At 70.5% G+C, this 12,700-nt stretch carries 16 protein-coding genes; 4 read left to right on the top strand and 12 right to left on the bottom strand.

The features are described from left to right. Entirely contained in the window at nt 1-978 is a 978-nt protein-coding gene (locus OJ997_RS15735) for a PhoH family protein (protein WP_372517901.1), read from the bottom strand. Then, nucleotides 979-1,407: a GatB/YqeY domain-containing protein gene (locus OJ997_RS15740; protein WP_270026114.1), complete on the bottom strand. Its 429-nt coding sequence runs from the start codon at nt 1,405-1,407 to the stop codon at nt 979-981. A gap of 40 nt (nt 1,408-1,447) precedes the next feature. Between OJ997_RS15740 and OJ997_RS15745 the strand changes: the two genes are divergently transcribed. Continuing rightward, nucleotides 1,448-1,804, top strand: coding sequence for a DUF192 domain-containing protein (locus OJ997_RS15745; protein ID WP_270026115.1), 357 nt, complete (start codon nt 1,448-1,450; stop codon nt 1,802-1,804). Here the strand turns inward: OJ997_RS15745 and OJ997_RS15750 are convergent. The 10 genes from OJ997_RS15750 to murJ form a co-directional block, all read right to left on the bottom strand. Beyond that, on the bottom strand, nt 1,760-2,443 hold the full coding sequence (locus OJ997_RS15750) for a DMT family transporter (RefSeq protein WP_270026116.1): 684 nt from the start codon (nt 2,441-2,443) through the stop codon (nt 1,760-1,762). The genes OJ997_RS15745 and OJ997_RS15750 overlap by 45 nt on opposite strands. Before the next feature lie 163 nt (nt 2,444-2,606). Next, on the bottom strand, nt 2,607-3,560 hold the full coding sequence (locus OJ997_RS15755) for a pyridoxal-phosphate dependent enzyme (RefSeq protein WP_270026117.1): 954 nt from the start codon (nt 3,558-3,560) through the stop codon (nt 2,607-2,609). A 75-nt stretch (nt 3,561-3,635) separates the two neighbouring features. After that, nucleotides 3,636-4,430 (bottom strand): 50S ribosomal protein L11 methyltransferase, encoded by a 795-nt coding sequence (locus tag OJ997_RS15760; RefSeq protein WP_270026118.1) that lies wholly within the window; start codon nt 4,428-4,430, stop codon nt 3,636-3,638. Then, nucleotides 4,427-5,170: a 50S ribosomal protein L11 methyltransferase gene (locus OJ997_RS15765; protein ID WP_270026119.1), complete on the bottom strand. Its 744-nt coding sequence runs from the start codon at nt 5,168-5,170 to the stop codon at nt 4,427-4,429. The genes OJ997_RS15760 and OJ997_RS15765 overlap by 4 nt, the downstream gene beginning before the upstream one ends. Next, complete coding sequence (gene dnaJ, locus OJ997_RS15770) at nt 5,167-6,306, bottom strand: molecular chaperone DnaJ (protein WP_270026120.1); 1,140 nt, start codon at nt 6,304-6,306, stop codon at nt 5,167-5,169. The genes OJ997_RS15765 and dnaJ overlap by 4 nt, the downstream gene beginning before the upstream one ends. Beyond that, nucleotides 6,307-7,311 carry a heat-inducible transcriptional repressor HrcA gene (gene hrcA / locus OJ997_RS15775; RefSeq protein ID WP_270026121.1) on the bottom strand — a complete coding sequence of 335 codons (1,005 nt, stop codon included), beginning with the start codon at nt 7,309-7,311 and terminating at the stop codon, nt 6,307-6,309. 4 nt (nt 7,312-7,315) lie between these two features. Next, a complete protein-coding gene (locus OJ997_RS15780) occupies nt 7,316-7,687 on the bottom strand; it encodes a MaoC/PaaZ C-terminal domain-containing protein (RefSeq protein ID WP_270026122.1) in 372 nt (123 codons plus the stop codon). Then, the gene (locus OJ997_RS15785) at nt 7,666-8,070 is read right to left on the bottom strand and encodes a MaoC family dehydratase N-terminal domain-containing protein (protein ID WP_270026123.1); all 405 of its coding nucleotides are present in this window, start codon (nt 8,068-8,070) and stop codon (nt 7,666-7,668) included. The genes OJ997_RS15780 and OJ997_RS15785 overlap by 22 nt, the downstream gene beginning before the upstream one ends. After that, a complete protein-coding gene (gene lepA, locus OJ997_RS15790; protein ID WP_270026124.1) occupies nt 8,067-9,875 on the bottom strand; it encodes a translation elongation factor 4 in 1,809 nt (602 codons plus the stop codon). Before lepA ends, OJ997_RS15785 begins: the two co-directional genes overlap by 4 nt. 13 nt (nt 9,876-9,888) lie before the next feature. After that, complete coding sequence (murJ, locus tag OJ997_RS15795) at nt 9,889-11,484, bottom strand: murein biosynthesis integral membrane protein MurJ (protein WP_270026125.1); 1,596 nt, start codon at nt 11,482-11,484, stop codon at nt 9,889-9,891. Between murJ and rpsT the strand changes: the two genes are divergently transcribed. From rpsT to OJ997_RS38120, 3 genes are all read left to right on the top strand, one after another. Beyond that, nucleotides 11,478-11,807, top strand: coding sequence for a 30S ribosomal protein S20 (gene rpsT / locus OJ997_RS15800; RefSeq protein ID WP_270026126.1), 330 nt, complete (start codon nt 11,478-11,480; stop codon nt 11,805-11,807). The two genes, murJ and rpsT, sit on opposite strands and share 7 nt — an antisense overlap. A gap of 70 nt (nt 11,808-11,877) precedes the next feature. Then, nucleotides 11,878-12,339: a ribosomal protein L7/L12 gene (locus OJ997_RS15805; protein WP_270026127.1), complete on the top strand. Its 462-nt coding sequence runs from the start codon at nt 11,878-11,880 to the stop codon at nt 12,337-12,339. Between the two features lie 9 nt (nt 12,340-12,348). After that, the gene (locus tag OJ997_RS38120; protein WP_372517902.1) at nt 12,349-12,699 is read left to right on the top strand and encodes a ribosomal protein bL12; all 351 of its coding nucleotides are present in this window, start codon (nt 12,349-12,351) and stop codon (nt 12,697-12,699) included. Nucleotide 12,700: the final 1 nt, after the last annotated feature.

Consider the following 12,700-nt stretch of genomic DNA (forward strand, 5'->3'; position numbering starts at 1 on the left):
CTACGCGGTTCTACGGGCCGGGCGGAGCCCGCTCGGCTGCTCCGTGGCGTGCTGGTCGTAGGCCTCGACGATGCGCTGGACGAGCTTGTGGCGAACCACGTCGTCGCCGCCGAAGCGCACGAACTCGATGCCCTCGACCGTCTTCAGGATGTCGTTGACCACGATCAGGCCCGATTTCTGGTCCCGCGGCAGATCCACCTGCGTGACGTCGCCGGTGACGACCATCCGCGAGCCGAACCCGAGGCGGGTCAGGAACATCTTCATCTGCTCGGGCGTCGTGTTCTGCGCCTCGTCGAGGATCACGAACGAGTCGTTGAGCGTCCGGCCGCGCATGAACGCGAGCGGCGCGACCTCGATCACGCCCTTCTCCAGATGGGTGGCGACCTTCTCCGGGTCCATCATGTCGTTGAGCGCGTCGAACAGCGGGCGCAGGTACGGGTCCACCTTGGCCATCAGGTCGCCCGGGAGGAAGCCGAGCCGCTCGCCCGCCTCCACCGCCGGCCGCGTGAGGATGATCCGGTTGACCTCGCGGCGGCTCAGCGCCGCCGTGGCCATCGCCATCGCCAGGAACGTCTTGCCGGTGCCGGCCGGGCCGACGCCGAACGTCACCGTGGAGCGCTTGATCGCGTCCACGTAACGCTTCTGGTTGACGGACTTGGGCGCGACGCGCAGGTTGCGGTGGCGCCAGACCACGTCCTCGAGCACCTTGGAGGGCGACTCGTTGGACTCCAGGACGCGCGTGACCGCCTCGATCGTCGCCGGGCCGATGTCGTGCCCGCGCTCGACCATCGCCGACAGCTCGCGGATCACCGTCGCGCCGGCCTGCACCGCCTCGGCCTCACCGTCCAGCGTGACGATGTTGCCGCGCAGGAACACCTCGCAGTCGAGCTGCTCCTCCAACGTTCGCAGGGCCGCATCGCGCGAGCCGGCGAGCTCCGCGGCGACCTCGTTCGATACTTCCAACTGCCTACGTGCCATCTAGGAAAGCGCTTCCTTCACCTTGGTCGAGACCCTCTTGCCGTCGACGCGGCCGCCGGCGGCCTCCATCACCTGCTTGATCACCCGGCCCATGTCGCGGGGGGACGAGGCGCCGGTCGACTCCACTGCCGTCTTGACCAGCGCTTCGAGCTCCGCGTCCGAGAGCTCCTGCGGGAGGTAGCCCTCGATGAGGGCGGCCTCCGATGCTTCCTGTGCGGCGAGCTCTTCACGGCCCGCCTCGCGGTAGGCCGTCTCGGCCTCGCGACGCCGCTTGCGCTCGCGCCGCAGGACCGCCAACTCGTCTGCCCCGCCGTCCTTCTCCGCCTTCTGCAGCTCGGAAAGGACGAGCCGGAGCGCCGCGACACGTTCACGCTCCCCCGCCTTCATGGCGGTGGTCACGTCGGCTCTGATGCGCTCAGCGATCTGCAATACATCCAGTGTACGTGCCCATCCGGCAGGATCCGCGTCCGTGAACGCACGTCTCGACGCATTGCCAGGCCGCGACCTCCCCGGTGGGCTGCGGATCGTCGAGGCTCGAACCCGACGTTCGCGCGGGAAGGGGCTCGCGCGGATGGACACGATGCCTTCACATCTCGGGCTGGAGCTGGCGCCGTGCCGGTCCGTGCACACCTTCGGCATGCGGTTCGCGCTGGACCTGATCTGGCTGGACGCGGAGGGTGCGGTGGTGCGGGTGGATGAGCGTGTGCCGCCGCGGCGCTTTCGAACCTGCTGGCGCGCGCGCTCCGTGATCGAGACGCTGGGTGGCGCCTCCGGGCCGTTCCTAGCCGAAGACGACCGCGGCGATCCCGAGCGCGACGAGCGCTGAGCCCGCGAGCCGGCGCCGGCCGCCGCCCGCTCCGGCCAGCAGGACACTCGACTCGCGCAGGGCGGCGACCGGCGCGGCGGGCGCGCGCTCGAGGGCGGCCAGGACGAGGATGTACGCGGCGGCCATGCCCGCGCCGGCGGGGAGCGAGCGCCGGTCGGTGGCGGCTCTGAGGCGCTGCGGGCCGATCACCAGCGCGTACGGGATCGCCGAGATGCCGAGGACGAGCACGAAGTACGGGATCGGCGCGGCGTGCTCGACGCCGTGGTCGTCGACGAGCGTGTAGCCCGCGATGCACGCGCCGACGGCCAGCGCGAGCCCGACCGACAGCGCGTCCGGCGTGTTGTCGCCGACGCCGCGGACGAGCAGCACACCGCCCGTCACGGCGAGGACGCCGACCACCGCGAACAGCGACAGGTCCTGGCCGAGCGCGACGATCGAGATGACGAGGACGATGACCGGCGCCGCGCCGCGGGCCACGGGATAGGCGAACGAGTAGTCCGCGCGGCTGTAGACGGCGGCGAGCAGGGCAAAGTAGGCCAGCTCGAGCGCCGCGGAGCCGCCGATGTACGGCCACGCCTCGGCCTCGACGCGCCACGTGAGCGCGGCCGGGATCGCGAACACGGCGACGCCGGTGAGCATCGCGACCGCCGCGGTGGCGTGCGTGTCCTTCGCGCCGGCGACGAGCGCGTTCCAGCCGGCGTGCAGGAACGCGGACGCGAGGACGAGGACGAGCGCGCCCGCGCTCAGCGCGCACCGCCCGCGGCGGCACGCGCGGCGAGGAGGCTCGGCCGCGCCGCGTGCTTCATCCCACCAGCTCGGCGAACCTCGCCGCGGTGACGTTGCCGCCCGAGATCGTCACGCCCACGCGCAGGCCTTTCGCGTCGACCTTGCCGGCCAGGAGCGCGGCGAAGGCGCAGGCGCCACTCGGCTCCGCGACGATCTTCGTGCGCTCGAACAGCAGACGCATGGCGGTGACGATCTCCGCGTCGGAGACCGTGACGACCTCGTGGACGAGCTTCTGGATGACCGGGAACGTCAGCTCGCCGGGCATCGGGGTCTGCTGACCGTCGGCGATCGTGCGGGGCACGGGGATCTCGATCCGCTCGCCGGCCGCGAGGGAGCGGACGAAGTCGTCGCCGGCCTCGGGCTCGACGCCGATGATCCGGGTGTCCGGCGAGAGCGCGGCGGTCGCCGTGGCGCAGCCCGACAGCAACCCGCCGCCGCCGAGGCAGACGAGCAGCACGTCCAGCGAGCCCGCGTCCTCGATCAGCTCGAGCGCGGTCGTGCCCTGCCCCGCCATCACGTGCTCGTTGTCGTAGGGATGGATGGGCGTGAGGCCGCGCTCCGCGACGAGCTCGTCCAGCAGCTCGTCCCGCTGCACGGCGTAGCGGTCGAAGCGGATGATCTCCGCCCCGTAGCCCTGCGTCGCCGCGAGCTTGCCCGCTGGCGCGTCCTCCGGCATAAGGATCACCGCGGGGATCTCGTGCAGCCGCGCGGCCAGCGACACGGCCTGCGCGTGGTTGCCGCTGGAGACCGTCGCCACGCCGCGGCGCCGGTCCGCGTCGCTCAGGGACGAGATCGCGTTGTAGGCGCCGCGGAACTTGAACGCGCCCACGCGCTGGAAGTTCTCGGCCTTCAGCAGGACGCGGCCCGCGCCGGTGGCCTCGTCCAGCGAGCGGCCGGTGATGACCGGGGTGCGGTGCGCGACCCCGTCGAGTCGCCGCGCCGCGGCCTGGACATCGTCAAGCGTGATCACGATCGCGAGTCTACGCCGCGCCAAAACGCGACAGTTGTTGCGTGAAGGGGTCTGACCCCTTTAGGTTCGTTTAGGTCAGTACGGCGCGCGGAGAAGCTCGATCGCGGCCCAGCCGCCGCCCTCGCGGCGGTCCTTCTCGACCAGGCCGATGCGCGTGAAGGCGGTGAGGACCTCGTCGATCTCGTGCGTCTCGACGCCGGAGATGATCATCCGGTCGGGCACGGTCTCGAGGTTCGCGGCGAGCTGCAGGAGCAGCGGGCGGACGAGGTTCGCGAGCACGGTCGGGGCGGACGGGCCGCCCTGGCGGACGTCGGCGCGGGTGGCGTCGACCTGCACGCCGTTCCGCGCGGCCGATTCGCGCGTCTCGTCGACCGACTCGGGCTCGATGTCGCAGGCCAGCACCGGTGACCAGCCGAGCTTCGCCGCCGCGATCGCGAGGATGCCGCTGCCGCAGCCCCAGTCGGCCAGCGGGCCGGCGGGCTCCAGCTGCGTGAGGAGCTCCAGCGTCAGCCGCGTGGTCGCGTGCGACCCCGTGCCGAAGCCCTGGCCCGGCTCGATGACGACGTCCAGCGCGCCGTCGCGCGGCTCGTGCCACGGCGGGCGGACCCGCAGCGGGCCGACATCGATGGGGACGTGGAACGAGTGCCAGTCGATCTCGGGCACCTCGCTCGTGGAGACCTCGACGAGCGCCTCCCCCACCGCGGCCTGCACGTCGCCGATCGCCGGCAGCTCGCCCTCGGCGCCGTACAGCACGTACTCGACGGCGTCGCCAAGCTCGACCTCCTCCAGCCCGCCGGGCGCGAACGCCATCAGGTCGGTGAGCACGAGCTCCGCGTGCTCGCGCTGGACTTTCACGCTGAGGCGGATCATGGCCGGTCGAAGAGGACGGCGACCCAGCCGTCGCGTTCGCGGCGCTCGCGCTCGGTGAAGCCGTACGGCTCGAAGACGGTCGCGGGCACGTCGGCGTGATCGACGCTGATGCCGGACACGAGCAGCGTCACCGGCCCCGTGGGCGCCGGGATGTTGCTCGAGTTCGCCATCAGGTTCGCGGTCAGGTTGCCCACGACGGTCCGCGCCCAGGGCGGGTTGGCCGTGACGTCGGCGACGTGCGCGTCGACGCCGTTCTTGCGCGCCGTCGCCACCGCGCCCGGGTCCAGCTCGATCGCCGTGACCGGATCGAACCCGAGGTGCATCGCGGCCACCGACAGCACGCCGCAGCCGCAACCCCAGTCAGCCAGCTCCGTCGGCGGCAGCTCCTGCAGCCACTGCAGGCACAGCTTGGTCGTCGGGTGCGACGCGAGGCCGAACGTGTCCCCCGGGTCCACGACCAGCCCGGGACCGGGCAGCCACGGCGGGCGGATCGTGATCTTGCCGACGGTCACGGGCTCCAGATGCTCGTGCCAGGCGGTCTGCCAGCCGTCCGCGATCGGCGTCCGCGACTGCGAGACGAGCTCCGGGAACGACAGGTGCGGGAAGTTCTCGCCGTAGACGACGAGCTCGACGTGCTCGCCGTCCGCGACCTCCTCGAAGCCAGCGGCCAACAGCCCTTCCAGCCGCGCGTAGGCGACCTCCGCGTCCTCGGCCCGAACGCGGATTCCGAGGCGGATCATCCGGCCAGAGCTCGTTTGAGCTTGGCGATCATGCCTTCGCTCTCGTGCAGGTTGTCCTCGGTGATCGAGTCCGCGAGCTGCTCCATCAGATCCTTCTGCTTCTTCGAGAGCCGCCGCGGGATCACGACGTTCACGACCACCTTCAGATCGCCGGTGCGCCCACGGCCGATCGGGGGCATGCCGCGCCCGTTCATGACGATCGTCTCGCCCGGCTGGGTGCCGGCGGGCACCTCGAGCGGGACGTCGCCGTCCAGCGTGGGAACCTGGATCGTCGTGCCGAGGGCCGCGTACGGCGCCGCCACGTCGACCACGGTGATCAGGTCCTCACGGTCACGCAGGAAGCGCTCGTCCTCCTTGACCCGGACGACCACGTACAGGTCTCCGGCGGGGCCACCACGCTCGCCCGCGTGGCCGCGGCCACTAATCCGCATCCGCTGCCCGTCGGCGATGCCGGCCGGCACGTCGACCTTCACGCGGCGCTCCTCGGCGACCATCCCGCGGCCCTCGCACGTGTGGCAGGGCTGCTCGGCGATCCGCCCGTCGCCGCTGCACTTGTCGCACAGCGCGGTGCGGACCATCTGCCCGAAGCGCGTGCGCTGCACGGCCTGGATCTGGCCCGCGCCGCGGCACTTGTCGCAGGTGACGATCGGCGTGCCCGGCTCCGCGCCGTTGCCGTGGCAGGTGCCGCACAACGCCGTGGCGTCGTACGTGACCTCGATCTCGGTCCCGCGCGCCGCGTCCTGCAACGAGATCTGGACCGCCAGCGCCACGTCCCCGCCCTGCACGGCGCCGCCGCGCATGCGGGTGCCGCCGGCGCCGCCGAAGGCCGCGTCGAACCCGCCCTGCCCGAAGAACGCGCTGAACAGGTCGCTGATCGACCCGAAGTCCTGGAAGTTCGGTGCCCCGCCGGAGCCCTTGAGGCCCTCATGGCCGTACGCGTCGTAGGTGCGTCGCCGCTCGGCGTCGCTCAGCACCTCGTACGCCTCGGCGGCCTCCTTGAACTTCTCCTCGGCCTGCGGGTCGTGGGCGTTGACGTCCGGGTGCAGCTCGCGCGCGAGCCGCCGGAACGACTTCTTGATCGTGGCCTCGTCCGCTTCCCGATCCACCCCGAGGACGTCGTAGTAATCCCGTGGCACCTAATACAACTCCTCGACAAAGCGTGAGAGCTCGTGCGCGGCTTCACGCACCGAGCGGATCACGCGGGAATAGTCCATCCGCGTCGGCCCGATCACCGACACGGTTCCAAGATTGCGCTGCGGCAGCCCGTAGTTGGCGGCGACGAGCGACATGCCCTGCAGGGCCGGCTGCGGGTTCTCGATCCCGATCCGCACGTACGCGCCGCGCGAGCCGAGCGCGGTCGACAGCACGCCGAGCATCGAGACGCGCCGCTCGAGCATCTCCATCAGCGCGTTGAGCTGGGAGACGTCCTGGAAGCGGTACTCGCTCACCAGGCGGTGCGCGCCGTCCACGTAGAGCGTGTCTTCGGCGGTGTCGACGAGCTCGACGAACGCCGGCGCGAGCTCGGTGACGAACGCGCGCTCCGTGGCCGGCAGCGTCGGGTCGTTGAGCTTGGAGCCGAGCATCCGCGCGCCCAGGCCCATGCCCACGAGCTGCTCGTTCAGGTACGAGCCGGCCCAGTCCGCCAGCCCCGCGTCCACCGGCCGGTCGAACGTGAAGACCTTCTTCGAGACGCCGCCCGTGGACGTGATCACGACCACCATCAGCACCTGCGGCTGCAGCAGCAGGACCTCGATGTGGCGGATCGTGGTCGTCGCGATCGGCGGCGCGGTCACCAGCGCCAGCAGGTTGGTGACCTGCGAGAGCGTGTCGGCGGTCATCCGCATCGCGTCGTCGACCTCACGCCGGACGAGCGACAGCCCGAGCCCTTCGCGCGGCGGCTCCGGCAGCAGGCGATCCACGTAGTAGCGGTAGCCCGCGTCCGTCGGCACCCGCCCCGCCGACGTGTGCGGGTGCGCGAGCAGCCCGCACTCCTCGAGCACGGCGAGCTCGTTGCGGATCGTCGACGAACCGGCGGTGATCTCCGGGTCGGCCGCGAGCGTCTTGGACCCCACGGGCTGCCCGGTCGCCTTGAAGCCGTCCACCACTTTGCTGAGGAGGAGGGCCTGACGGGGCGTAAGCACGACTTCAGATTCTAAGAACTGCTCTGCCGCGGCGGACGAGCTTGCTGCCGTCCTGCACCGCTTCGCAGTCGAAGACGGCCTCGCCGTCCCCCTGCGACTTGAGCTTGCTGGTGATCGTGATGTCCTGCTCGGGCACGCCCATGCCGCGGAACTGGACACTCAGCGACTTGAGCGCGAGCGGGCCCCCGACGACGTCCGTCTGGGCGCGCGCGACCTGGGCCATCGTCCACAGGCCGTGGAGGATCTTCGACGGCAGGTCGACCGACCGGGCGAACTCGTCGTCCAGGTGGATCGGGTTGAAGTCGCCCGAGGCGCCCGCGTAGTGGTACGTCGTGTACCGGTCGGGCGTGACCGTCACCTCACGAAGTTCGTCCATGTCCCCTCGCAGACGAGCTCTCCGCGCTGATTCGTCGAGCGCGAGCTGAACGTGTAGACCTTGATCTCACCGCGTTTGGCCTCGTCGACGAACGACGCCTCCGTGGTGATCTCGTCGCCGGCGACGACCGGCAGGTGCCAGGTGAAGTCCTGCGCGCCGTGGACCAGGCGGGAGAAGTCGATCCCGATCTGGGGGTCCAGGACGGCGGGACCCATCGCGCGCCACTTGTAGACGGCAGCGAACATCGGCGGCGCCACGACGTCCTCGTAGCCGGCCTCGCGGGCGGCCGCGACGTCGTGGCAGAGCGGCGACTGCTCGCCGATCGACGCCGCGTACTCGCGGATCTTCTCCCGCCCCACCAGATACGTGTCGCTGTGGCTCAATTGTCGTCCGCCAGCTCGAGCACGGCCAGGAACGCCTCCTGCGGCACCTCGATGCGCCCGACCTGCTTCATGCGCTTCTTGCCTTCCTTCTGGCGCTCGAGCAGCTTGCGCTTACGCGAGATGTCACCGCCGTAGCACTTGGCCGTGACGTCCTTGCGGAAGGCCTTGACCGTCTCGCGGGCGATGATCTTCGCGCCGACGGCGGCCTGGATCGGCACGTCGTACTGCTGGCGCGGGATCCGCTTGCGGAGCCGCTCGGTCATCTGCTTGCCCTGCTCGTAGGCCTTGTCGCGGTGGACGACCATGCTCAGCGCGTCCACGGCGTCGCCGCCGAGCAGCACGTCGAGCTTGACGAGGTTGGAGGGCCGCAAGCCGATCGGCTCGTAGTCCAGCGACGCGTAGCCCTTCGTGCGCGTCTTGAGCTGGTCGAAGAAGTCCAGGACGACCTCCGCGAGCGGCAGGTCGTACGTGAGCTGCACGCGGTCCGAGCTCAGGTAGTGCATGCCCGAGTGATTGCCGCGCCGGTCCTGGCACAGCTCCATGATCTGGCCGATGTACTCCTTCGGCGTCAGGATCGAGGCGCGGATGTAGGGCTCGCGGACCTCGGCGATGCGCGCCGGGTCGGGCATGTCCGTCGGGTTGTGGACAGGGATCACGTTCCCGTCCGTGAGCGTGATCTCGAACTCCACCGACGGCATCGTCGCCATCAGCTCGAGGTCGTACTCGCGCTCCAGGCGCTCACGCACGATGTCCATGTGCAGGAGGCCGAGGAAGCCGCAGCGGAAGCCGAAGCCGAGCGCGTCGGAGGTCTCCGGCTCCCAGCTCAGCGCCGCGTCGTTCAACGTCAACTTCTCGAGCGCGTCGCGCAGCTCGGGGTAGTCGTCGTTGTTCATCGGGAACAGGCCGCAGAACACCATCGGCTTGACGTCCCGGTAGCCGGGGAGCGCCTCGCTGGCCTGGTTGTGCTTGATCGTCAGCGTCTCACCGACGGCGAGCTGCGTGACGTCCTTGATGCCGGTGATCAGGTAGCCGACCTCGCCGGGACCGAGCTGCTTGGCCGGCAGCTGGGCGGGCGTGAAGAACCCGATGTCGTCGATCTCGGCCTGCGTGTTCGTCTGCAGGCCGAGGATCGTCTCGCCCTTCTTGAACGTGCCGTCGACCACGCGGATGTAGGCGATCACGCCGCGGTACTGGTCGTACTCGGAGTCGAAGATCAGCGCGCGCGGCGGCGCGTCCGGGTCTCCGGAGGGCGGCGGGACGCGCTGCACGATCTGCTCGAGCACGTCCAGGACGCCCTCGCCGGTCTTCGCGCTGATCCGGCGCACCTGCTCGGGGTCCTCACCGATCAGCTCCGCGATCTCCTCCCCCACCCGCTCGGGCTCGGCACCCGGCAGGTCGACCTTGTTCATGGTCGGGATGAGCTCCAGGCCCGCGTCGATCGCCAGGTACGTGTTGGCGACGGTCTGCGCCTCCACGCCCTGGGAGGCGTCGACGACCAGCAGCGCGCCCTCGCACGCGGCCAGCGAACGCGACACCTCGTAGGTGAAGTCCACGTGGCCGGGCGTGTCGATCAGGTGGAACTGGTAGGTCTCACCGTCCTGCGCCGTGTAGAAGACGCGCACGGCCTGCGCCTTGATCGTGATGCCGCGCTCGCGCTCCAGATCCATGGAGTCGAGCAGCTGGGCACGCATCGCCCGAGGGTCGACGGTCTGGGTGAGCTCGAGGATCCGATCCGCCAGCGTCGACTTGCCATGGTCGATGTGGGCGATGATCGAGAAGTTGCGGATATGCGACTGGTCGGCCAATTCGTCCCTTAGGTTACGAGCGTTTGCGCAGTCGCCGTGCGAAAAGGTCGAGGATTTGCCGTGCCTCCGGAATTCGGAGCCCCAGCACGACCGCGGCGTAGGCCGCCGAGCCCGCCCCGAGAGCCACGAAAACGCTGACCGCCCGGGCGAGCAACGCGGTGCCGAGCAGCGCGTCCAGCCCGGCCCAGACGCCGTAGGCCACCGCGGCCAGCGCACCCGCGGCGACGAGCATCTTCGCGATCGCGACGAGCGTCTCCCGTGTCTCGAACCCGCCCAGCGCGCGCCGCAGCAGGAACGCCTCGGCGAGCACGAGCGCCGCGTTGGAGGCGATCGTGCCGAGCACGATGCCCGCGATCCCGAACGGCTTGGACAGCAGGTAGGAGCCGACCGCGTTGATGGCGAGTGAGCCGACGGCGAGCTTGGTCGGCGTCGTCGGCTGCTGCAGCGAGAAGAACCCGCGCGTGAGCATCAGGACGAAGCCGCTGAACGGGAGGCTGAACGCGAACCAGAACAGCGCGTCGGCGGTGAGCCGGGTCGATTCGGCGTCCCACTCCCCGCGCTGGAAGACGAGCTGGACGATCGGCTCGGCGAGCACCGCCATCGCCGCGCCCGCGGGGATCAGCAGCAGCGCGATCTGGCGCAGGCCGGTGCCGATCGTCGCGCGCAGGCCCGCGAAGTCGTTGCGGGCGGCGAGGCGGGCGAGCTGCGGGAACAGCACGGTCGCGACCGCGACGGAGAACATCCCCTGCGGGAGCATGTAGATGCGGAAGGCGGCGTCGATCGCGCGCGGCACCTCGTCGGAGACGCCGGAGCCGATGACCGTGTTCAGCAGCAGGTTGATGTTGATCAGGCCGAGGCCGATCGACACCGGCAGCATCAGCATCAGCACGCGCTTGACGCGCTCGTCACCGCGCCGCGGGAGCCGGATGTGGCCGATCGGGAAGCCCATCCGTCGCAGCGTCGGGAGCATCATCAGCAGCTGGACGAGCGTGCCGGCGACGACGCCGATCGCGTACGCGTAGAGCTTGTCGTCGCCGTCGAACAGCGGCGCCAGCCCGACCATCCCGGCGATGATCACGACGTTCCAGACCAGCGGCGCGATCGCGGGGATCGTGAAGTGGTCGTGGACGTTGAGGATCCCCGTCACGAGCCCGGTCAACCCGAGCAGCACGACGATCGGGAACAGCACCTGGCTGAGCCCGATCGCCAGCGTGTCCAGCGCGGGCGTGAACTCGTCCCCCGTGAACAGCGGGATCAGCCACGGGGCGATCACGATGAACACCAGCGAGATCAACGTCAACGCGACGAGCATCAGCCCCGCCAACGCGCCCGCGAGCTCGATCGCCTCCTTGCGCTTCTTCTGCTCGAGCAGCTCGGAGAAGACCGGCACGAACGCGCTGGAGAGCGCCGCGTCCGCCACCAGCGCGCGGATCAGGTTCGGGATCTGGAACGCGAGCGTGAACGCCGAGGCGGCGCCCGCCGTGCCGAAGTACGCGGCCGCGACGACCTCGCGGATGAGCCCGGCAACGCGCGAAAGACCCGTCGCAGCTGAGAAGATCAGCGTGTTGATCGCCGTGCGGCGGGCGTGTGAGGTGGGCTGAGATGCCAAGACCGGCGCGCTATAGTACGCGGCCGCTGCGGTCCTTCCGCGGCCTTTTCACCATGGCCAACATCAAGTCACAGATCAAGCGGAACAACCGCTCCGAGCGCGAACGCGTCGAGAACCGCCAATACACGTCTGCGATCAAGACGTACTTCCGGCGCCTCGAGACCGCCGTGACCGAAGGTAACGATGACACCGCGGGTACCGAGCACCGCAAGCTCATCTCGCTGATCGACAAGGCCGTCAAGCGCGGCGCCCTGCACGCCAACACCGGCGCTCGCAAGAAGGCGCGTGCCGACCGGCTGCGCAACACCGTCACCGCCGCGTAACGCACCTTCGCGATCTTCCTCGCCGTTCAAGGCGCCGGCAAGCCGGCGCCTTTTTCGTTTAATGGGCTCGATGCCGCCCGTGCTCACGATCGTGGACGTCGGTCCGCGCCCGGCCGACGTGATCGCCGCGATCGACGTGGTCACGGACGTCGGCCCGCGCCGGGCCGCGGAGCTCGTCGAGTGGCTCCCTGCGTTCGTCGGTCGCGGGCTGCACGCCGCGCTGGCGGAGGTCCTGCGTGAGGAGCTCCAGCGTGCGGGAGCGATCGTCGAGCTGCGCGAGCCGCCGCCTCCGGCGCCCGTCGTGCCGTCCGCGGCGCCGACGGGCGAGTCCACGGTGAAGCTCGTCGACGCGGGCGAGGACCGGCTCCGGGTGATCAAGCGCGTGTGCACGGCGACCGGCCTCACGCTGCGTGAGGCCAAGGAGCTCGTCGACGCGGCGCCGACCGTCGTCGCGTCCGGGTTGAGTACGGAGCGGGCGGCAGCGCTCCGGCACGAGCTCGAGTCGGCCGGGGCGCGGGTCGAAGCCGCCTAGGATCGAGCCATGAGCTTCCTCCGCCGCCTGCTGGGGCGCGATCACGCCGACGACACCATCGGGGAGAACGGTCTGCCCTTGGCCCCGCGTGTCCCGCCACGGGTGGAGACGACACGGACGGCGACCGCTCCGCCCGCCCCGACCACGCCGACCGCCGGCGGCGGATCCGTCTTCCTCGCCGAGGTCGGCCCGAAGAAGATCGCGGTGATCAAGGTGGTCCGCGAGGCCAGCGGGCTCGGGCTCAGGGAGGCCAAGGACCTCGTCGAGTCGGCGCCGACGCTGATCGTGTCGGGACTGAGCCCGGAAGCGGCGGCGGCGCTCCGGCGCGACCTCGAGTCGGCCGGAGCGCGGGTCGGTTAGC

This window comes from Solirubrobacter phytolaccae, from assembly GCF_027587195.1.
GTDB classification, from domain to species: domain Bacteria; phylum Actinomycetota; class Thermoleophilia; order Solirubrobacterales; family Solirubrobacteraceae; genus Solirubrobacter; species Solirubrobacter phytolaccae.

Coding starts and splice junctions, on each gene's coding strand:
- OJ997_RS15760 (WP_270026118.1), bottom strand. CDS start 4,430: ATGATCCGCCTCAGCGTGAAAGTCCAGCGCGAGCACGCGGAGCTCGTG.
- OJ997_RS15735 (WP_372517901.1), bottom strand. CDS start 978: ATGGCACGTAGGCAGTTGGAAGTATCGAACGAGGTCGCCGCGGAGCTC.
- rpsT (WP_270026126.1), top strand. CDS start 11,478: ATGCCAAGACCGGCGCGCTATAGTACGCGGCCGCTGCGGTCCTTCCGC.
- OJ997_RS15780 (WP_270026122.1), bottom strand. CDS start 7,687: ATGGACGAACTTCGTGAGGTGACGGTCACGCCCGACCGGTACACGACG.
- OJ997_RS15750 (WP_270026116.1), bottom strand. CDS start 2,443: ATGCTCACCGGCGTCGCCGTGTTCGCGATCCCGGCCGCGCTCACGTGG.
- OJ997_RS15805 (WP_270026127.1), top strand. CDS start 11,878: ATGCCGCCCGTGCTCACGATCGTGGACGTCGGTCCGCGCCCGGCCGAC.
- OJ997_RS38120 (WP_372517902.1), top strand. CDS start 12,349: ATGAGCTTCCTCCGCCGCCTGCTGGGGCGCGATCACGCCGACGACACC.
- OJ997_RS15765 (WP_270026119.1), bottom strand. CDS start 5,170: ATGATCCGCCTCGGAATCCGCGTTCGGGCCGAGGACGCGGAGGTCGCC.